The 18915-nt window shown below is 72.8% G+C and carries 17 protein-coding genes; 10 read left to right on the forward strand and 7 right to left on the reverse strand.

Going from position 1 to position 18915, the window contains the following annotated elements:
* Window positions 1-97: 97 nt before the first annotated feature.
* The 3 genes from araD to ACFZB3_RS20515 are packed head-to-tail and all read right to left on the reverse strand — an operon-like array spanning window position 98 to window position 3440.
* On the reverse strand, window positions 98-1843 hold the full coding sequence (araD, locus tag ACFZB3_RS20505; RefSeq protein WP_391377066.1) for an L-arabinonate dehydratase: 1746 nt from the start codon (window positions 1841-1843) through the stop codon (window positions 98-100).
* Entirely contained in the window at window positions 1840-2751 is a 912-nt protein-coding gene (locus ACFZB3_RS20510) for a dihydrodipicolinate synthase family protein (protein WP_391377067.1), read from the reverse strand. Before ACFZB3_RS20510 ends, araD begins: the two co-directional genes overlap by 4 nt.
* The gene (locus ACFZB3_RS20515) at window positions 2748-3440 is read right to left on the reverse strand and encodes an FCD domain-containing protein (protein WP_391377068.1); all 693 of its coding nucleotides are present in this window, start codon (window positions 3438-3440) and stop codon (window positions 2748-2750) included. Before ACFZB3_RS20515 ends, ACFZB3_RS20510 begins: the two co-directional genes overlap by 4 nt.
* A gap of 184 nt (window positions 3441-3624) precedes the next feature.
* Here ACFZB3_RS20515 and ACFZB3_RS20520 point away from each other — a divergent pair, with 184 nt between their 5' ends.
* Window positions 3625-4386, forward strand: coding sequence for a hypothetical protein (locus ACFZB3_RS20520; RefSeq protein WP_391377069.1), 762 nt, complete (start codon window positions 3625-3627; stop codon window positions 4384-4386).
* A 22-nt stretch (window positions 4387-4408) separates the two neighbouring features.
* Here the strand turns inward: ACFZB3_RS20520 and ACFZB3_RS20525 are convergent, their stop codons facing one another.
* On the reverse strand, window positions 4409-5167 hold the full coding sequence (locus tag ACFZB3_RS20525; RefSeq protein ID WP_391377070.1) for an MBL fold metallo-hydrolase: 759 nt from the start codon (window positions 5165-5167) through the stop codon (window positions 4409-4411).
* A 263-nt stretch (window positions 5168-5430) separates the two neighbouring features.
* On the opposite strand from ACFZB3_RS20525, the gene ACFZB3_RS20530 reads away from it, so the two are divergent.
* Window positions 5431-6669 carry an MFS transporter gene (locus ACFZB3_RS20530; RefSeq protein ID WP_391377071.1) on the forward strand — a complete coding sequence of 413 codons (1239 nt, stop codon included), beginning with the start codon at window positions 5431-5433 and terminating at the stop codon, window positions 6667-6669.
* Between the two features lie 126 nt (window positions 6670-6795).
* Here the strand turns inward: ACFZB3_RS20530 and ACFZB3_RS20535 are convergent, their stop codons facing one another.
* Together ACFZB3_RS20535 and ACFZB3_RS20540 are read right to left on the reverse strand one after the other, a co-directional pair.
* Window positions 6796-7953 (reverse strand): hypothetical protein, encoded by a 1158-nt coding sequence (locus ACFZB3_RS20535; protein ID WP_391377817.1) that lies wholly within the window; start codon window positions 7951-7953, stop codon window positions 6796-6798.
* A gap of 29 nt (window positions 7954-7982) precedes the next feature.
* Window positions 7983-8924 carry a 5-dehydro-4-deoxyglucarate dehydratase gene (locus ACFZB3_RS20540; RefSeq protein ID WP_391377072.1) on the reverse strand — a complete coding sequence of 314 codons (942 nt, stop codon included), beginning with the start codon at window positions 8922-8924 and terminating at the stop codon, window positions 7983-7985.
* 275 nt (window positions 8925-9199) lie between these two features.
* Between ACFZB3_RS20540 and ACFZB3_RS20545 the strand changes: the two genes are divergently transcribed.
* The 7 genes from ACFZB3_RS20545 (at window position 9200) to ACFZB3_RS20575 (ending at window position 16555) form a co-directional block, all read left to right on the forward strand.
* A complete protein-coding gene (locus tag ACFZB3_RS20545) occupies window positions 9200-10009 on the forward strand; it encodes an NAD-dependent epimerase/dehydratase family protein (protein ID WP_391377073.1) in 810 nt (269 codons plus the stop codon).
* Window positions 10010-10305: 296 nt separating this feature from the next.
* Window positions 10306-11076 (forward strand): DeoR family transcriptional regulator, encoded by a 771-nt coding sequence (locus ACFZB3_RS20550; protein WP_391377074.1) that lies wholly within the window; start codon window positions 10306-10308, stop codon window positions 11074-11076.
* Window positions 11077-11152: 76 nt separating this feature from the next.
* Entirely contained in the window at window positions 11153-12532 is a 1380-nt protein-coding gene (locus ACFZB3_RS20555; protein WP_391377075.1) for an extracellular solute-binding protein, read from the forward strand.
* On the forward strand, window positions 12529-13464 hold the full coding sequence (locus ACFZB3_RS20560) for an ABC transporter permease subunit (protein WP_391377076.1): 936 nt from the start codon (window positions 12529-12531) through the stop codon (window positions 13462-13464). Before ACFZB3_RS20555 ends, ACFZB3_RS20560 begins: the two co-directional genes overlap by 4 nt.
* Window positions 13461-14306 (forward strand): ABC transporter permease subunit, encoded by an 846-nt coding sequence (locus ACFZB3_RS20565; protein WP_391377077.1) that lies wholly within the window; start codon window positions 13461-13463, stop codon window positions 14304-14306. Before ACFZB3_RS20560 ends, ACFZB3_RS20565 begins: the two co-directional genes overlap by 4 nt.
* Window positions 14303-15292, forward strand: a complete 990-nt coding sequence (locus tag ACFZB3_RS20570; RefSeq protein ID WP_391377078.1) for an alcohol dehydrogenase catalytic domain-containing protein — start codon at window positions 14303-14305, stop codon at window positions 15290-15292. Before ACFZB3_RS20565 ends, ACFZB3_RS20570 begins: the two co-directional genes overlap by 4 nt.
* Before the next feature lie 69 nt (window positions 15293-15361).
* Window positions 15362-16555 carry a TerD family protein gene (locus tag ACFZB3_RS20575; protein WP_391377079.1) on the forward strand — a complete coding sequence of 398 codons (1194 nt, stop codon included), beginning with the start codon at window positions 15362-15364 and terminating at the stop codon, window positions 16553-16555.
* Window positions 16556-16589: 34 nt separating this feature from the next.
* Here the strand turns inward: ACFZB3_RS20575 and ACFZB3_RS20580 are convergent, their stop codons facing one another.
* Window positions 16590-17156, reverse strand: a complete 567-nt coding sequence (locus ACFZB3_RS20580; protein WP_391377080.1) for a TetR family transcriptional regulator — start codon at window positions 17154-17156, stop codon at window positions 16590-16592.
* Window positions 17157-17308: 152 nt separating this feature from the next.
* On the opposite strand from ACFZB3_RS20580, the gene ACFZB3_RS20585 reads away from it, so the two are divergent.
* Entirely contained in the window at window positions 17309-18757 is a 1449-nt protein-coding gene (locus ACFZB3_RS20585; RefSeq protein ID WP_391377081.1) for an MFS transporter, read from the forward strand.
* Window positions 18758-18915 lie beyond the last annotated feature (158 nt).

Consider the following 18915-nt stretch of genomic DNA (forward strand, 5'->3'; position numbering starts at 1 on the left):
TTCGCATCGGTTACAGCGGGTGCAGGAAGCGCTTGCTAAATGCACGTGGTTGAAGCGCTTCGACGAAGGTCGGGGGTGGTCGTGTCCGGTGATGGGGTCAGCCCGCGTACGGGTCCGGCACTTCTCCCGGCCGGGCCAGGAACTCGAAGTCGCAGCCGGTGTCGGCCTGGGTGATCTGCTGGTCGTAGAGGGCGCCGTACCCGCGCTGGTACCGCGCCGGCGGTGGCGTCCACGCGGCCCGGCGCCTGTCCAGCTCCTCGTCGTCGACGTCGAGCCGGAGGGTGCGGGCCGGGACGTCCAGGGTGATGGAGTCCCCGGTGCGGACCAGTGCAAGGGGTCCGCCGACGTACGACTCGGGTGCGACGTGCAGCACGCAGGCGCCGTAACTGGTGCCGCTCATCCGGGCGTCGGAGATCCGCACCATGTCCCGCACCCCCTGCTTGAGGAGGTGGTCCGGGATGGGCAGCATGCCGTACTCGGGCATGCCGGGACCGCCCTTGGGCCCGGCGTTGCGCAGCACGAGCACGGTCTCGGCGGTGATCCCGAGGGCGGGGTCGTCGATGGTGCGCTGCATGGTCCGGTAGTCGTCGAAGACGACGGCGGGACCGGTGTGCTTGAGCAGCCGGGGCTCGGCGGCGATGTGCTTGATGACCGCGCCGTCCGGGCAGAGGTTGCCGCGCAGCACGGCGACTCCGCCTTCGGCGGCCACCGGGTTGCCGCGGGGCCGGATGACGTCGTCGTCGTGCACCCGGGCGCCGGCCAGCTGCTCGCGGTAGCTGTCGTACGAGACCGTGGGCCGGTCCAGGTGGAGCAGGTCGGGGATGCGGGAGAGGAAGCCGGGCAGGCCGCCCGCGAAGTGGAAGTCCTCCATGAGGTACTTCCGGCCGCCGGGGCGGACGTTGGCGAGCACGGGCACGGTCCGGGCGATGCGGTCGAAGTCGTCGAGGGTGAGCCGTACCCCCGCCCGGCCGGCCATCGCGATGAGGTGGATGACGGCATTGGTGGAGCCGCCGAGCCCGAGGACGGTGGTGACGGCGTCCTCGAAGGCGTCGCGGGTGAGCAGGCGGGAGAGCCGGCGGTCGCGGTGGACGAGTTCGACGATCCGCATCCCGGACCTGGCGGCCATGCGGTCGTGCCCGGAGTCGACGGCCGGGATGCTGGACGCGCCCGGGACGGTCACGCCGAGGGCCTCGGCGGCGGCGGTGAGGGTGGAGGCCGTACCCATGGTCATGCAGTGGCCGGGCGAACGGGCCAGCCCGCTCTCCAGCTCCGCCATCTCGCAGTCGCCGATGACTCCGGCCCGCTTGTCGTCCCAGTACTTCCACATGTCGGTGCCGGAGCCGAGCACCTCGCCCCGCCAGTGCCCCGGGAGCATGGGACCCGCGGGCACGAAGACGGCCGGCAGGTCCACGGAGGCCGCGCCCATGAGGAGGGCCGGGGTGGACTTGTCGCAGCCGCCCATCAGCACGGCCCCGTCGACCGGGTACGACCGCAGCAGCTCCTCGGTCTCCATGGCGAGGAGGTTGCGGTAGAGCATCGGGGTCGGCTTCTGGAAGGTCTCCGACAGGGTGGCGACCGGGAACTCCAGCGGGAATCCGCCCGCCTGCCACACGCCCCGCTTGACGGCCTGCGCCCGATCGCGGAGGTGCACATGACAGGGGTTGATGTCCGACCAGGTGTTGAGGACGGCGATGACCGGCTTGCCGAGGTGCTCCTCGGGGAGGTAGCCGAGCTGGCGGGTACGGGCGCGGTGGCTGAAGGAGCGGAGGCCCTCGGTGCCGTACCACTGGTGGCTCCGCAGTTCCTCGGGCGGTCTGCGCGGGACGTTCCCGCCGGGGTTCACAGGTACCACCCGGTGGCTATGGCGGCGACCTCGGCGCGCTTCTCCTCCGGCAGTTGCCTGCTGGGCGGGCGGACGTCGCGGCGGCAGAGGCCGAGGGCGGCGAGGGCCTCCTTGACGACGGTGACGTTGTCGGCGGAGCCGTTCGCGGCACGGAGTTCCTCGAACCGGCGGATCTGTTCCCAGACCTTCATGGCGGCCGGGTAGTCACCGGATCGAAGCGCTTCGATCATGTTCAGCGAGACGGCCGGGGCGACGTTCACCAGGCCGGAGGTGAAACCGGTGGCGCCGGCCGAGAAGTAGGAGGGGGCGTAGGGCTCGGCGAGCCCGGCGACCCAGACGAAACGGTCGAGCCCCGCGTCCCGGGCGAAGGCGGCGAACTTGGCGGCGTCCGGGACGGCGTACTTGACGCCGATCACGTTGGGGCAGGCGTCGGCGAGTTCGGCGAGGCGGGCGCCGGGGAGCTGGGCGTTGCGCACGTACGGGACGACGCCGAGGTCGGGGACGGCCGCGGCGACGGCCCGGTGGTAGTCGACCCAGCCCGCCTGCGAGACGTACGGGTGGACGGGCTGATGGACCATCACCATCTGCGCGCCGTGCTCGCGGGCGTGCCGGGCGCAGGCGACCGCGGTGGCGATGTCGTGCCCGACCCCGACCAGCACGGCCGCCCGGTCCCCGGCCTCGTCGAGGGTCGACTCGGTGACCAGCTGCCGTTCCTGCGGGGCGAGGGCGTAGAACTCGCCGGTGTTGCCGTTGGGGGTGAGCGTGCGGACGCCGCCGTCGAGGAGCCGATGCAGCAGGGCCCGGTGGGCGTCCTGGTCGACGCTGCCGTCCGCGGCGAAGGGGGTGACCGGGATGGCCACCACGTCGGCAAGGGCCGCCCGCTGGCTCTCGAACGCCACGCTGCTCATTCCCGGCCTCCCTGGCCCGCTTGGTCTGCCTCGCCTGCCTGGCCTGCCTGGTCGGCGGCCTGGGGGAACGCCCGGTCGACGAAGGACGCGATGTGGGTGTGCAGGGCACGGGCGGCTCCGTCCGCGTCGCCCGCCAGCGCCAGCCGCAGGATCTCGTGGTGCTCACCCGCCTCCTGCTCCCAGGAGGGAGAGGCGGCCCAGGCGACGGCGGAGACGAGGGCGGCCTGGTCGCGGACCTCGTCGAGCATCCGGCCGAGGAGCGGGTTGCCGCACGGGAGGTAGAGGGCGCGGTGGAAGTCGCGGTTGGCGAGGGAGCGTTCGGCGGTGTCGGTGGCGTCGGCGGCGCGGGTGAGGGCGGCACGGGCGGCGTCGAGCGAGGCGCCGCGCCGCACGGCCCGCCGAAGGGCCTCGGGTTCGAGGAGCAGCCGTACGTCGTAGACCTCGCGCGCCATGTCCGCGTCCACCATGCGTACCGTGACGCCCTTGTACTGGCTCATCACCACCAGCCCGGTGCCGGCGAGGGTCTTGAGCGCCTCCCGCACGGGGGTCTTGGACACCCCGAACTGGGCGGCCAGCTCGGTCTCCACCAGGGCCTGCCCGGGCGTCAGCTGTCCGGTGAGGATGCGGTGCTTGATCGCGTCCAGCACGAACTGCGTGCGCGACGGAATCGGCATGGGCACAGAGGTCATGCGCGCCTCTCGGGGTCACGATCAGGTGCGGGACCTGATCCGACGTGTCTGATCTCGCGTATCGCGTCTCATATATGACGTACGAAGTACGACGCGGATGAAGCTAGGAGGACGGCGGTGTTTCGTCAATGCTTCTGACAGAGAAGGTGGTTGAGGGAAGACCGGGATTCCGGGAGCGACGGCCATGACGGTTCTGATCAGCGTGTGGGGAGCGTCTCCCGGGATGGGCAAGTCGACGTTGTGCGGCGGACTGGCCCGACGGCTGTCCGGCGCCGGACTGCGGGTGGACCACTTCCGGGAGGAGGAGATCCTGACCAGGCCCCAGTTCGCCGCGGTGGCGGAGGCTTTCCGGACGACCGGCACCGTCGGCACGGGGACGCTGATCGCGGCGACCGCCGAGTTCGTCGACTCGGTTCTGGCGGGCGGCGACGACGTGGTGGTCGCCGACGCCCTGGTGCCGTTCGTGCCGACACTGCTGGCCATGGGCCACGACGAGGAGACCGTCGACGCGTTCCTGACCGGCCTCACCGAGGTGCTCGCACCCGTCTCCCCGGTCATGGTCTTCCTCGACGGGAACGCCGCGTCCGCGCTGTCCCGGGCCGCCGGGAGGGAGGGGGAGCAGTGGCTCGACCGGTACGTCGGGAAGCTGGCCGGGTACGGGGTGAGCCCTCCGGTGACCGATGTCGCGTCCGCGGTGACGTACCTGGCGCGCGAGCGCGCGGTGACCCTCGGCGCGGTCGCCCGGCACGGGTGGGACCTCGTGGTGGTCGAGCGCGCCGACGAGCTGTCCCCGGACGAGGTGCTGAACGCAGCGGAGCGGGGCCTGCGACTGCGGCCGGCGGACCGGGACGAGGCGGACCGGGACGAGGCGGACCCGGACGAGGCGGACCGGGACGAGGCGGACCCGGACGAGGCGGGCCGGGGCGAGGCGGGCCGCGAGAAGTGACGGGGCGTGGGCCGCCGCCGGGTCAGAACCCCCTCGCCTCCCCCTCCCGCGCCACGCTGGTGGGGCGCCCCGACGCCGCCCCCGCCCGGGCCGCCGCCATCTCCCGGGTCAGGGCCGGGCCCACATGGGTGATGAGCAGTTCCCGTGCGCCCGCCTCCCGGGCGATCCGTCCCGCGTCCTCCGGGGTCAGATGTACCCGTTCGCCTTCGCCTTCGCGATGCCTGTCGAGGTCGGCCTCGCACAGGAAGACGTCCGCCCGGGTGGCCAGCTCGGTCAGCGCGGCGCACGGCCCGCTGTCCCCCGAGTACGCCAGCACGCTGCCCTGGCACTCGGCGCGCAGCCCGTAGGCCTCCGTGCCGTGCGCGACCGCCCGCGCGGCGAGCCGCAGGTTCCAGTGCTGGACGGCGTGGCCGTCGTACAGCGGCCGGAAGTCGAACACCCCGCCCAGGAAGCCCAGGTCCGGCCGGCCGAAGAAGCCCGCCAGGCGCTGTGCGCACTCCTGCGGCGCGTAGACCGGGATCGGCGCGGCCGGGGTCAGGCCGCCGAAGGCGTACGCGTACGCGGCGGCCAGCAGGTCCGCGCTGTGATCCGCGTGCAGGTGCGAGACCCAGATCGCCGTGAGCCGCGCCGGATCCGTGTGCCGCTGCAATTCCGCGAAGGTCCCGGTGCCCGCGTCCACCCATACCTCGGCGCCGCCGCCGCGCACCAGGTAACCGGAGCACGGGCGGCCGGGCCGAGGGTGAGGGGAGGCGGTGCCGAGGACGGTGAGGCTCAAGGGCATGGCGAGGAGAGTACGGATCCGGGTCCCCGCCCGCTCACGGATCGGGCCGTTTGACGGCTCGGCCACGTCCGCCGTCCGGGCCCGCCCAGGCCCACCCCGGCCCGACCTGGCCCGAAGCTCCCGCCACCGCGCCCGACGACCGCCGCCACCCGCAAAGGTCACGCATTCGATAGGGGAACTGCCGTTCACCGCCCTTCCCCGCCGTGTTCGTAAGGCACCTTCCCGATCCGCACACCCCCGCCTTAGACCCACGATGACCAGGCATGACAGCCACCTCCTGGTCTGTGACCCGCCTGCTGCGCGACCGCAACGCCGCCCTCTACCTCACCGGCGTCGTGGTCTCCGGCTTCGGCACCTCCGCGCTCTGGCTCGTGTCCGGTGTCTGGGTCAAGGACCTCACCGGCTCCGACGGCCTCGCCGCCCTCTGCACCGCCACCCTCTGGGCCCCCACCCTCCTCGGCCCCGCCCTCGGCGCCCTCGCCGACCGCGTCCGCCGCAAACCCCTGGTGGTCCGCACGAACCTCGCCCTCGCGCTCCTCCTGCTGCCGCTCTGCACGGTCCGCTCCGCCGCCTCCGTCTGGCTGCTCCTGGCCGTGCTCGTCCTCTACGGCGCGGCCGGCGTCGTCGAGGACGCGGCCAGCTCCGCGCTGGTCGTCACCGCCGTCGACCCGGCCCTCCTCGGCGACTTCAACGGGCTGCGGATGACCGCCCGCGAGGGCATGAAGCTGGTCGCCCCGCTGACCGGCGCCGCGCTGTACACGGCGTACGGCGGGCCGGGCGTGGCGCTGCTGGACGCCTGCACCTTCGTGCTGGCGGCGGGGCTGTGCGCGCTGCTGCGGGTGCGGGAGGAGCCGCCCGCACGGGCGTCGCGCGGCAGCGGGCGGGGGCGGACCGCCGAGGGGGTCCGGCTGCTCCTGGCGCATCCGGCCCTGCGGCCGCTGGTCCTGGCCGGCGGCGCCACGATGTGCCTCGCCTCGCTCGGCAGCAGCATGAACTACGCCGTCGTGGCCGCCCTCGGTCACTCCCCCGCCTACACGGGGGTGATGTACGCCGTGCAGGGCGTCGGCTCGGTCGGCGTCGGGCTGGTCTCGGGGCCCGCGCTGCGGCGGCTCGGGGAGCGGCGGTTCGCGGCGTACGGGATCGCGCTGACGGGGGTGGCGGTGGCCGGGCGGGTGGTGCCATGTGACATAGCACTCCTCACGTGCAGCCTCGCCGGCGGTCTCGGCCTCCCCTGCGTCCTCGTCGCCGCCCACACCGCCGTACAGCGCGAGATCCCGGCCGCCGCGCTGGGCCGGGCGACCGCGACGGCCGACACGCTGATGTTCGCCCCGAACGTGCTCGGACTGGCCGTCGGCGCCGCCCTCGTCGAACTCGTCGACCACCGGCTGCTGCTGCCGGTCTTCGGCGGGGCACTGCTCCTGACCGCCGGGGCGCTGGGCGTTCCCGGCAGGAAGGCCGTTCGGGGTGCCCGGACCGGCCGTGGGCGGCCGCCCCGCCCGTAGCTCGCCGGCCGGCTTTCCCGGCGTTGCGGCGCGGGTCGGCCGGCCCGGTACCTTGCCCGGCTTCCGCGCCCTGGCGGACCGGGGAGCGGGCCGGCCGGGACGAGGGTCGCGGACGAGGCCGCCGGATCAGCGCAGCGCCTCCCGTACCGCGGCCAGGTCGCCGTCGGAGGCCAGCCCGGCGTGATACAGCCGGAGTTCGGTCGCGCCCAGCGCGCGGGCGCGCTCCGCGTCGGCCGCGAGGGTGCCGGGGCTGCCGCCCATCCCGGAGACCACCGTGAAGTTGGCGGCCAGGACGGTGTCCACGCGCGCGTGTTCGGCGAAGGGCGCGAGCAGGGCCGTACCGGCCGCGCAGGGGACCACCACACCGTCCGCGGCGGTCAGGATCCAGGCCGGGTCCACGCCCACGTTGGCTCCGCAGTGGTACGTCACCGGGTCGGCGTGCAGCAGCACCTGGAAGCCGGCGGGGGCCGCCGCGCGGACCGCGGCCACGGCCGTCTCCTGGAGCGTGCGGGCCTGTCCGTCGCGCCACGCGCGCGTGGCCGCCGCCACCGGCTCGCCGAGCAGCTTCTCCACCGTCGGCCACCCGGCGTCGTCACCCGTGCCCCGCCACAGCGGCTCCAGGGCCTCCCGTACGGCGGCGGCCAGCTCGTCGGCGTCCAGGCCCTGTCCGCCGTACCCGGCCCGGCAGGCGGGGCAGAAGCACAGCGCCATCAGGTACTGGCCGGCGTCGCCCAGGCCGACCCCGGCGGTCTTGTCGTGGGCGTGCAGGTGCTGGAGGCCGTACCAGCCGAGGGACTCCAGTTCGGTGCCGGCCGCGCCGGGGCGGACGGCGGCCTCGGCGGCGAGGTCGGCCAGGTACACGCGCGTGGCGGGCTGGGCGATGCAGGGTGCCCAGGGGTAGCGGTCGCCGTAGGCGTTGACGACCGAGGTGTCCGGACGCTCGGCGCCCAGCCGGGAGTTGTGGGCGAGGATCACCCAGGTGTGGACGTCGAGGCCGGCGCCGCGCAGGGCGTCGGCCGCCTCGCCGTGGGCGTCGCCGGGGGCCCAGTCGCCGGCCGGGCAGGGACGCAGCTCGCGGCCCGTCCAGCGGTCGCCGGCCGGGTAGTAGACGGCCGCGTATTCGGCGGTGACGATGCGGTGGCGGGGGTGGCGGGGGGTCAGGGCGCGGGTGGAGTGGTAGGCGGAGGCCAGGGTCACCTGGTCGACGCCGAGCGCGGCGATGCGCTCCGCGGCCGCGGGGTCCCCGTTGACGTCCCAGGGGTAGACGAACGCCGAGGTCCTCAGCCGTCCTGTCCGGCTCGCTCCGGAGTGCGTCACGCGTCCTCCTCCAGCAGCGCGTACCCGCGCTCGATCAGCTGGGCGAGCTGCTTCACGTGGTCCTCGGCCGGCTCGTGCAGCGGGGGGCGGACCTCGCCGACGTCCAGGCCGCGCAGCCGTACGCCGGCCTTGACCAGCGAGACGGCGTAGCCCCGGCCCTGGGCGCGGAGTTCGACGAACGGGCGGTAGAAGCCGTCCAGCAGGCGCTCGGCGGTCGCCCGGTCCCCCTCGCGCAGGGCGGCGTGGAAGGCGAGGGCGATCTCGGGGACGAAGCAGAAGACGGCGGAGGAGTAGAGGTCGATGCCGATGGCCTGGTAGGCGAGCTGGGTCTGTTCGGCGGTGGGCAGGCCGTTGAAGTAGAGGAAGTCGCCGGGGACCTCGGTGCGGACGGCGCTGACGATGCGCTGCATGAGGTCCAGGTCGCCGAGGCCGTCCTTGAAGCCGATGACGCCCTCGGTGCGGGCGAGTTCGACGACCGCGGGCGGGGTGAACACGGCGTTGTCGCGCTGGTAGACGATCACGGGGAGGCCGGTGGCCGCCGCCACCTCCCGGTAGTGCCGCAGCAGGCCCTCCTGTCCCGCGACGACCAGGTAGGGCGGCATGGCGAGGAGGCCGTCGGCGCCCGCGGCCTCGGCGAGACGCGCGTAGCGTACGGCGAGCGCGGTGCCGTAGCCGGCGCCGGCCACCACCGGTACCCGTCCGCCGGCCGCTTCCACGGCCGCGCCCACGCAGGCCTCGAACTCCTCGGGGAGCAGCGCGTGGAACTCCCCGGTGCCGCAGCAGGCGAACACCGCGGCGGCGCCGGCCTCGACGCCCCGGCGGACGTGCTCGCGGTAGACGTCGAGGTCGAGGGAGCCGTCCGGTCCGTAGGCGGTGACGGGGAAGAAGAGCGGCCCGCGCGGGTCACGGAGCCGGGCGGCGAGAGGGGCTGGCGTCACGGGCGCTCCCTGTCGAGGCGGTCGACGCAGATCGCGGTGCTGATGCACGTCTCTGATGCATGTCTCTGATCGGCGTCCATATTCATGAACGCGACCACGTTACGAGTCCCCCTTGGGGCCGGTCAAGGCGAGAAACGACCAACAGTCGAGCGGATTCCCGCACTCCACGGCCACCCCGCGGCACACTTGACTCGGCACGCCACACCTCCCTAGCGTGTCCATGAATGTGAATGTCATACACGGACGCGACCGGCGCTGATCCAAGGAGACCGTGGATGCCCACTCCCCGCACGCTACTGCTCACCGGTGCCGCCGGCGGACTCGGCACCCTGATGCGGTCCCTGCTCCCGGAGTACGGCTACGAGCTGCGCCTGTTCGACGTGCGCCCGGTCGAGGGCGAGCCGGACGCGATCACCGCCGACCTCGGCGACAGGGACGCGCTGCGGGCCGCGGTGCAGGGCGTGGACGCGGTCCTGCACCTCGCGGGGATCTCCCTGGAGGCGCCGTTCGAGAAGATCCTCCGCGCGAACATCGAGGGCACCTACAACCTGTACGAGGCCGCCCGCGAGGCCGGCGTGCCACGGATCGTCTTCGCCTCCTCCAACCACGCCGTCGGCTTCACCCCGGCCCCCCGCGCGGGCGATCCGCTGATCCCGGTCGACACCCCGCGCCGCCCGGACACCTTCTACGGCCTGTCCAAGTCGTTCGGCGAGGACCTCGCCCAGCTGTACTGGGACAAGCACGGCCTGGAGACGGTCTCCGTCCGCATCGGCTCCTGCTTCGCCGAGCCGGCCGACGTGCGGATGCTCTCGGTGTGGATGAGCCCCGCCGACGGCGCCCGCCTCTTCCACGCGGCCCTGACCGCCGAGGAGGTCGGCCACACCGTCGTCTACGGCTCGTCCGCCAACACCCGGCTGTGGTGGGACCTGGGCACCGCGCGGGCGCTCGGTTACGAGCCGCAGGACGACTCCGAGCAGTTCGCCGCGAAGCTGATCGCCGAGCACGGCGAACTGGACCCGGAGAAGCCGGCCCACACCCACCTCGGCGGCCGCTTCGTCGACGACCCGCCCGTCTGGCCGTACTGAGCGGCACGCCGGGCGGCGCAGAACGATCACCCACGGCGGCGGGCGGGCACCGAACGGGCCCGCCCGCCGCCGTGTTCGGGCATCCGGGCCGCCCGTTCCCACCCCTTGCGCGGCAGCCGCGCAGGTCCGAGGCGGGCACTCCGCTCGGCAAACGGGCCCACACGGGCAGTATCGGGCCCGCAACAGGCCTGGTCAGCCTCGCGCACCCGCTGTAGAACTTGCTGCATGGCCCGAACGGGCAGCTCCACGCGGCCCCACGCGGCTCCGTGCGGTTCCACAAGGGAGTGGGTGACGAGATGAGCACGCAGACGGCGGAAGAGCGCCAGCGCGAGATCGTGCGGGCCGCGCGCGCCACGGGCTCCGTCGACGTCACCGCGCTCGCCGACGTCCTGGGCGTGGCCAAGGAGACCATCAGGCGCGACCTGCGCGCCCTGGAGGACCACGGCCTGGTGCGCCGCACCCACGGGGGCGCGTATCCCGTCGAGAGCGCCGGTTTCGAGACCACGCTCGCCTTCCGGTCGACCAGCCACGTGCCGGAGAAGCGGCGGATCGCGGCGGCCGCCGCCGAGCTGCTGGGCGACGCCGAGACCGTCTTCGTCGACGAGGGCTTCACCCCCCAGCTCATCGCCGAGGCGCTGCCGACGGACCGGCCGCTGACCGTGGTGACGGCGTCGCTGCCGGTCGCGGGCGCGCTGGCCGAGACCGGGAACATGTCGGTCCTGCTGCTGGGCGGCCGGGTCCGGGCCGGCACGCTGGCCACCGTCGACCACTGGACGACGAAGATGCTCGCCGGTTTCGTTCTCGATCTCGCCTACATCGGCGCCAACGGCATCTCGCGCGAGCACGGGCTGACCACCCCGGACCCCGCCGTCAGCGAGGTCAAGGCGCAGGCCGTCCGGGCCGCGCGCCGGACGGTGTTCGCGGGCGTGCACACCAAGTTCGGAGCCGTCAGCTTCTGCCGCTTCGCCGAGATCGGCGCCCTGGAGGCGATCGTGACGAGCACCCTGCTCCCCACGGCCGAGGCCCACCGCTACTCCCTGCTGGGCCCGCAGGTCATCCGGGTCTGACCCGCCACCGCCCTCCCCCGAGGGTTCTCCGCACCCACCACTGCCCCATATATCCCGATTCCTCCAGGAGCGATCCATGCGAACCCCGAGCCGACGGAGGCCGCGCGTCACCCTCGCCATGGCCGCCGCAGGGACGCTGCTCGCCCCGCTGCTCTCCGGCTGCTGGGTCGGTGCGGGCGGGTCCGGTTCCGGCGGCGACTCGATCAACGTGCTGATGGTCAACAACCCCCAGATGACGGAACTCCAGAAGCTCGCCCCGCGCTTCACCGAGGAGACCGGCATCAAGGTCAACTTCACCGTCCTGCCCGAGAACGACGTCCGCGACAAGATCAGCCAGGACTTCGCCAACCAGGCCGGCCAGTACGACGTCGCCACCCTGTCCAACTACGAGATCCCGATCTACGCCCGCAACGGCTGGCTGCACGAGATGGACTCGTACGTCGCGAAGGACCCGGGCTTCGACCAGCAGGACATCCTGCGGCCGATGCGCGAGTCCCTGACCGCCGACGACGGCAGGCTCTACGGCGAGCCCTTCTACGGCGAGTCGTCGTTCCTGATGTACCGCAAGGACGTGTTCGCGGCCAAGGGCCTGACCATGCCCGCGCACCCCACCTGGCAGCAGGTCGCCGACCTGGCCGCGAAGGTGGACGGCGCACAGCCCGGCATGCGCGGCATCTGCCTGCGCGGCCTGCCCGGCTGGGGCGAGATGATGGCGCCGCTGACCACGGTCGTGAACACCTTCGGCGGCACCTGGTTCGACAAGGACTGGAAGGCGCAGCTGACCGGGCCGGGCTTCGAGAAGGCGACGAAGTTCTATGTCGACCTGGTCCGCAGGCACGGCGAGTCCGGCGCCCCGCAGTCCGGTTTCGCCGAGTGCCTCAACAACATGACCCAGGGCAAGGTCGCCATGTGGTACGACGCCACCAGCGCGGCCGGCCTCCTGGAGGCGAACGGCTCCCCGGTCAAGGGCAGGCTCGGCTACGTCCCCGCGCCCGTGGAGCGGACCACGTCCTCCGGCTGGCTCTACACCTGGGCCTGGGGCATCCAGAAGGCCTCCCGCAACCCCGACAGGGCCTGGAAGTTCGTCTCCTGGGCGTCGAGCAAGGAGTACGAGGAGCTGGTCGGCCGGAGCGGCGGCCAGACCGGCGGCTGGTCCAACGTCCCGGCGGGCAAGCGCGCGTCGACGTACACGAACCCGGACTACGTGAAGTCGGCCGCGGCCTTCCAGGAGATGACCAAGGAGGCCATCGAGAACGCCCGCCCGAACGACCCCGGCGTCCAGCCGCGGCCCGCGCCCGGCATCCAGTTCGTCGACATCCCCGAGTTCACCGATCTCGGCACCAAGGTCTCCCAGGAGATCAGTTCGGCCGTCGCCGGACGGCAGTCCGTCGACTCGGCCCTCGAGAAGTCCCAGCAGCTCGCCGAGAAGATCTCCAAGGAGTACGAGGGACGATGACCGCGACGACAGCCCCCTACGCAGCGACACCCGCGCGCGCCACGCGGCCGCCCTCCGCCCGCCTGCGCGCCTGGGCCACCCGGGCCCCCCTCCTGCCCGCCCTGGTCTTCATGATCGTCGTGACCCAGCTGCCCTTCGTGGCCACGGTGGTCATCTCCTTCTTCGACTGGAACGCCCTCTACCCGAAGGCCCGCCACTTCGCCGGTGTCGACAACTACCGCCAGGTCCTCACCGACGCCGACCTGCGCCACTCGGTCTGGACGACCGTGCTGCTCACCGTGACCGTGGTCCTGGTCAGCCTGGTCCTCGGCCTGGCGCTGGCGCTGCTCCTGAACAACAGGTTCCGCGGCCGGGGCATCGTCCGGACCCTGCTGATCGCCCCGTTCCTGGTGGTCCCGGTGGCCGCCGCCCTGCTCTGGAAGCACGTCCTGTACAACCCCGAGTACGGCCTGCTCAACGGCCTGCTGCACTACGTCGGCGGACCGCAGCCCGACTGGATCTCCAGCACCCCGCTACTGGCCGTGGAGGCCGCCCTGGTGTGGCAGTGGACGCCGTTCATGATGCTGATCCTGCTCGCCGGGCTGCAGAGCCGGGATCCCGAGCAGATCGAGGCAGCGCGGGTGGACGGCGCGGGCGAATGGCAGATCTTCCGCCATCTGACCCTTCCGCACCTGCGCCGCTACCTCGAACTCGGCGCCCTGCTGGGCTGCATCTACATCGTCCAGAACTTCGACGCGGTCTTCACGATCACGTCCGGCGGCCTGGGCACCGCCAACCTCCCCTACACCGTGTACCAGAGCTTCTACCAGGCCCACGAGAACGGCCTCGCCTCGGCCGCGGGCGTCCTGGTGGTCATCGGCTCGATCGTCATCGCGACCTTCGCCCTGCGCGTGGTGTCGTCCCTGTTCCGCGAGGAGGCGTCCCGCGCATGAGCACCGTCGCCCGCCGCACACGGCAGCACCGGGGCCTCGGCATCGGCCTGGTGGCCTGGCTGGTCGGCATCGTCTTCTTCTTCCCCATCGCCTGGATGGCGCTGACGTCCTTCCACTCCGAGGCGGACGCGGCGACCAACCCGCCCTCCTTCGGCGCCGCCCTCACCCTGGACGGATACCGCGAGTTCTTCGGCGCGGGCGGCGGCGCGAGTCCCTGGCCGGCGCTGGTCAACTCGGCGGTCGCCTCGATCGTCTCGACCCTGTTCGTCCTGGTGCTGGCCTTCCCGGCGGCGTACGCGCTGTCGATCCGGCGGGTGAAGAAGTGGACGGACGTCCTGTTCTTCTTCCTCTCCACGAAGATGCTGCCGGTCGTCGCGGGCCTGCTGCCGATCTACCTGTTCGCGAAGAACACCGGGATGCTGGACAACATCTGGTTCCTGGTCATCCTCTACACCTCCATGAACCTGCCGATCGCGGTGTGGATGATGCAGTCGTTCCTCGCCGAGGTCCCGGTCGCGGTGATCGAGGCCGCGCAGATCGACGGCGCCCGCCTGCCGACGATCCTCGCGCGCGTGGTCGCCCCGATCGCCCTGCCCGGCATCGCCGCCACCTCGCTGATCTGCTTCATCTTCAGCTGGAACGAACTTCTCTTCGCCCGGGTCCTGACGGGCGTGGTAGCCGAGACCGCCCCCGTCTTCCTGACCGGCTTCATCACCAGCCAGGGCCTGTTCCTGGCCAAGGTGTGCGCCGCGTCGCTCGTCGTCTCCCTGCCGGTGCTCGCCGCGGGGTTCGCCGCCCAGGACAAGCTGGTCCAGGGCCTGTCGTTGGGAGCCGTGAAATGAAGGCCGCCGTCATCGAGTCCGTGGGCCGCGCCGTCGTCACCGAGGTCCCCGACCCCACCCCGGGACCCCGCGACGTGGTCGTCGAGGTGGCCGCCTGCGGGCTGTGCGGCACCGACCTGCACATCCTCCAGGGCGAGTTCGCGCCCAAGCTGCCGATCGTGCCGGGCCACGAGTTCGCCGGCGAGGTGGTCGGGGTCGGTTCCCAGGTGACCGAGGTGGCGATCGGCGACCGGGTCGCGGTCGACCCGTCCCTGTACTGCCACGAGTGCCGCTACTGCCGGGACGGCCACAACAACCTCTGCGAACGCTGGGCGGCGATCGGCGTGACCGTGCCGGGCGGCGCCGCCCAGTACGCGCTGGCCCCGGTCGCCAACTGCGTGAAGCTCCCCGAGCACGTCCGCACCCAGGACGCGGCCCTGGTCGAGCCGCTGTCGTGCGCGGTCCGCGGCTACGACGTCCTCAAGTCCCGGCTGGGCGCGCACGTGCTCGTCTACGGCTCCGGGACCATGGGACTGATGATGCTGGAGCTGGCCAAGCGGACCGGAGCGGCCAGTGTCGACGTGGTCGACCTGAACCCGGCCCGCCTGGAGACCGCACGCGCGCTCGGCGTCTCGGCGTCCGCGGCGAACGCCGACGAACTGGACCGTCCGCGGGGCTGGGACGTGGTGATCGACGCGACCGGCAACGCGGCGGCGATCCAGGACGGCCTGGGGCGGGTGGCGAAGGCGGGCACCTTCCTCCAGTTCGGCGTCGCCGACTACGCCACCCGGGTGACGATCGACCCGTACCGCATCTACAACCAGGAGATCACCATCACCGGCTCGATGGCCGTCCTGCACAGCTACGAGCGGGCGGCGGAGCTGTTCGCGAACGGGGTCCTGGACCCGGAGGTCTTCATCAGCGACCGGCTGCCGCTCGACAGCTACCCGCAGGCGCTTGAGCAGTTCGCGGCGGGCGTGGGACGGAAGATCGTTGTGGTGCCGTAGAAGTTGTGGGGCCGCAGAAGTTTAAGGGAACGGTAAAGCGGGGTCGTTCGTTCACCCGGCATGACAGCTATGACCCCTGGCTCGAACATCCCTCTTCCGGTCTCCCGGGTGGCGGTGGACGTCGCCGCCCCCGTGCGGCTCGACGTGTCGGGCCTGCTGCTCACGGGCGACGGCAAGGTGCGCTCCGACGACGACTTCATCTTCTACAACCAGCCCAGCGGCCCGGGTGTGACGTACCGCTCCGGCGGCGGTACGGCCCCGGACGCGATCACCGTCGACACGGCCGCCGTGCCGCCCGGCATCGAGAAGATCGTCGTCACCGCGAGCCCCGACGCCGCAGGCCAGACCTTCCAGGGCATCGAGCCGACGGCCACGATCCGCAACGCGGACGACGGCTCGGTGCTGGCCACCTTCACGCCTCCGCAGCTGGGCACGGAGACGGCCCTGGTGGTCGTGGAGATCTACCTGCGGGGCGGCGCGTGGAAGGCCCGCGCGGTCGGCCAGGGGTACGCCGACGGACTGGCCGGCATCGCCACGGACTTCGGCGTGACGGTGGAGGAACCGGCCCAGGCGGCGCCGACGCCGGCGCCCGCGGCCCAGCCGGCTCCGGTACCGGCCGCCGCGGCCCAGCCGGCCCCGCCCGCCGCTCCCCCGGCGCCGCCCGCCCCGCCCGCCCCCGGCACCGGGAAGATCAACCTCGACAAGGGCCGGGTCAGCCTCCAGAAGAACCAGACCGTGTCCCTGGTCAAGGGCGGCCGCCCGCTGCTCGCCCAGGTCAAGATGGGGCTGGGCTGGGAGCCGGCGTTCCGGGGCAAGGACATCGACCTGGACGCGTCCGTCATCGCCTACGGCCCGCAGCGCAACCACATCGACAGCTGCTACTTCGGCAAGCTGTCCATCCTGGGCGGCGCGATCAAGCACTCGGGCGACAACCTCACCGGTGAGGGCGGCGGCGACGACGAGGTGATCGCGGTGGACCTCGGGCGGATCCCCCCGGAGGTCACCGGCCTGGTCTTCACCGTCAACTCCTTCTCCGGCCAGAAGTTCACGGAGGTCGCCAAGGCCTACTGCCGGCTGCTGGACGCCGCGAGCGGCGAGGAACTGGCCCGCTTCGACCTCACCAACGCCGAGGCGCAGACGGGCGTGATGATGGCGAAGCTGGTCCGGCAGTTCTCCGGCGAGTGGGACATGACGGCGATGGGCTCGTTCGTGAAGGCCCGGACGGTGCGGAACATGGTGAAGCCGGGGGCGGAAGCGCTCTGACCCGGGTCAGGTGACGGGTGTGCGGCCGTGGGCGCTACGGCCGCAACCCCTCGGTGAGCAGTGCCAGATAGCGCCGGATCTCCCTGCCCTGCCCGTCGGCCAGCTCCGAGGCGGTGGCCAGTCCGTGCGCGAGCCGCAGGAGTTCGATCGGCTCGATGTCGGGGCGCAGGGTTCCCTCCTTCTTCGCCGCGTCCACCAGTCGGGTCGCGGCGCCGCGTACCGTGACGCCGCAGGCCGCGACCGTGGCGGAGCTGCCGTCCGTGACGGCCGAGCCGAGCAGGGTCTTCAGGCCGCGCACCTGGATGGTGGCGAGGCACAGTTCGTTCAGCCACTCCGTCAGTGCCGCGCCCGGCGAGAGCTCCGCGGCGAACTCGTCGGCCTTCGCGGCCAGCCCCTCCAGCCGGTCCACGAACGCGGCCTCCAGCAGCGCCTGCCGGGTCGGGAAGTGCCGGTAGAGCGTGCCGGAGCCGACGCCCGCCCGTTTGGCGATGTCGTCCAGCGACGCGTTCTCCCCATGCTCGGCGAAGGCCTCGACGGCGACCTTCAGCAGCCGCTCGTAGTTGCGGCGGGCATCCGCACGCATGGGCCTGACCTGCGTCATCCAGTTACTCCTTGCGAACCGGGGACTCTCTCCGTATCTTATCGAACGATAAACGGAGACAGTCCCCGCTTAGCGTCGTGCGCTCCTCGGGCAGCCCACCTGCCCGTACTTCGCCATGCCCGCGCCGGGGACGCACAGACCGGGAGAACCTCATGTCCGCCCCGTCCAGCCCGTCCGTCCCGTCCGCCGCCGCCGACGCCCCGCCGGGCTCCGCGCACCCCGCCAGGCTCGGCACCGCCCTCCTCGTCATCGTCACCGCCTACATGATGGTCGGCGTCGACTCCACCGTCGTCAACGTCGCGCTGCCCGACATCCAGCAGGGCCTGGGATTCAGCCGGACCGGCCTGTCCTGGGTGCTCAACGCCTACACCCTCGCTTTCGGCGGCCTGCTCCTGCTCGGCGGCCGCGTCGGCGACATCGTCGGCCGCCGTCGTACGCTCGGCGCCGGAGCGCTGCTGTTCGCACTGTCCTCGCTGCTCGGCGGGGTGGCCGCGGAGGGCGGCTGGCTGCTCGCGGCGCGGGCGCTGCAGGGCGTCGGCGCCGCGCTGATCGCGCCCAGCACCCTGGCCCTGATCACCGTCAACTTCCCCGAGGGCCCGCGCCGTCACCACGCCCTGAGCGTCTACTCCTCCGTGGCCGGCATCGGCGGCTCGGCCGGCCTGGTCCTGGGCGGCATGCTCACCTCCTGGGCCTCCTGGCGCTGGGCCCTGCTCATCAACGTACCCATCGGCATCGCCCTGTTCGTGGCCCTGCCCCGGTTCGTCGCCGAGACCCCGCGGCACGCGGGACGCTTCGACCTCGCGGGCGCGCTGACCGGGACCGCCGGGATGACCTCACTGGTGTTCGCGTTCATCCGGGTCTCCGAGGACGGCTGGACCGACACCCGGTCCCTGCTCGGCTTCAGCTGCGCCGTCGCACTGCTCCTCTGCTTCACCCTGATCGAGTCCCGGGCCGGCCAGCCGATCATGCCGCTGCGGCTGTTCGCCGACCGGGACCGGGCGGGCGGCTACCTCACCCTCATGCTGCTCCCCGCGGGCATGTTCGGCGCCTTCTACTTCCTCACCCTCGTCTGCCAGCAGGTCCTGGAGTACAGCCCGTTGCGCGCGGGGTTCGCGTTCCTGCCCATGACCCTGGCCATGTTCACGGTCGTGCGGCTGCTGCCGAAGCTGCTGGCCCGCTTCGGGACCAAGCCGGTGCTGCTGACCGGCATCACCCTGCTCGTCGCCGCCGGCGGCTGGCTGTGGCGGCTGCGCCCCGGCGACGGCTACGCCACCGGGCTGCTCGGTCCGCTGCTGCTGCTCGGCGTGGGCGTCGGCCTCAGCTTCATGCCGCTCAACGCGACCATCCTGGCCCGCATCGGGCCGCGCGAGGCGGGTGCCGCGTCCGGGCTGCTGCAGACCCTGCAGTGGCTGGGCGGCACCCTCGGACTCGCCGTCCTGGTCACGGTGTACGGCACGGCGACCCGGCACGCGACGGGCACGCCGGCGGACATCCTCACCCACGGCGCGGCGCGCGCGTTCGGCATCGGGGCGCTGGTGGCCGTGGTCGCGCTGCTGGTGGCGGGGTTCGTGATCACGGCACCACGGAAGCAGGCGGCCTGACTGGACGCGTCGCTGGGGGCCGTGCGTCGGCTGACGGTGCGTGGGGGCTGGTCGCGGGGGGGGGCCCCCCCCCCCCCGGGGGGGGGGGGGGCGCGCCCCCCCCCCCCCCCCCCCCCCCCCCCCCCCCCCCCCCCCCCCCCCCCCCCCCCCCCGGCCGC

It is taken from the genome of Streptomyces sp. NPDC008092 (assembly GCF_042957285.1).
Taxonomy (GTDB): Bacteria; Actinomycetota; Actinomycetes; order Streptomycetales; family Streptomycetaceae; genus Streptomyces.

Bases quoted from the DNA above. Each gene is read 5' to 3' on its own strand.
- ACFZB3_RS20570 (WP_391377078.1), top strand. From the start codon at position 14,303: ATGAAGGCCGCCGTCATCGAGTCCGTGGGCCGCGCCGTCGTCACCGAG.
- ACFZB3_RS20520 (WP_391377069.1), top strand. From the start codon at position 3,625: ATGACGGTTCTGATCAGCGTGTGGGGAGCGTCTCCCGGGATGGGCAAG.
- ACFZB3_RS20585 (WP_391377081.1), top strand. From the start codon at position 17,309: ATGTCCGCCCCGTCCAGCCCGTCCGTCCCGTCCGCCGCCGCCGACGCC.
- ACFZB3_RS20530 (WP_391377071.1), top strand. From the start codon at position 5,431: ATGACAGCCACCTCCTGGTCTGTGACCCGCCTGCTGCGCGACCGCAAC.
- ACFZB3_RS20575 (WP_391377079.1), top strand. From the start codon at position 15,362: ATGACCCCTGGCTCGAACATCCCTCTTCCGGTCTCCCGGGTGGCGGTG.
- ACFZB3_RS20545 (WP_391377073.1), top strand. From the start codon at position 9,200: ATGCCCACTCCCCGCACGCTACTGCTCACCGGTGCCGCCGGCGGACTC.
- ACFZB3_RS20580 (WP_391377080.1), bottom strand. From the start codon at position 17,156: ATGACGCAGGTCAGGCCCATGCGTGCGGATGCCCGCCGCAACTACGAG.
- ACFZB3_RS20550 (WP_391377074.1), top strand. From the start codon at position 10,306: ATGAGCACGCAGACGGCGGAAGAGCGCCAGCGCGAGATCGTGCGGGCC.
- ACFZB3_RS20510 (WP_391377067.1), bottom strand. From the start codon at position 2,751: ATGAGCAGCGTGGCGTTCGAGAGCCAGCGGGCGGCCCTTGCCGACGTG.
- ACFZB3_RS20555 (WP_391377075.1), top strand. From the start codon at position 11,153: ATGCGAACCCCGAGCCGACGGAGGCCGCGCGTCACCCTCGCCATGGCC.
- ACFZB3_RS20525 (WP_391377070.1), bottom strand. From the start codon at position 5,167: ATGCCCTTGAGCCTCACCGTCCTCGGCACCGCCTCCCCTCACCCTCGG.
- ACFZB3_RS20565 (WP_391377077.1), top strand. From the start codon at position 13,461: ATGAGCACCGTCGCCCGCCGCACACGGCAGCACCGGGGCCTCGGCATC.
- ACFZB3_RS20515 (WP_391377068.1), bottom strand. From the start codon at position 3,440: ATGACCTCTGTGCCCATGCCGATTCCGTCGCGCACGCAGTTCGTGCTG.
- ACFZB3_RS20560 (WP_391377076.1), top strand. From the start codon at position 12,529: ATGACCGCGACGACAGCCCCCTACGCAGCGACACCCGCGCGCGCCACG.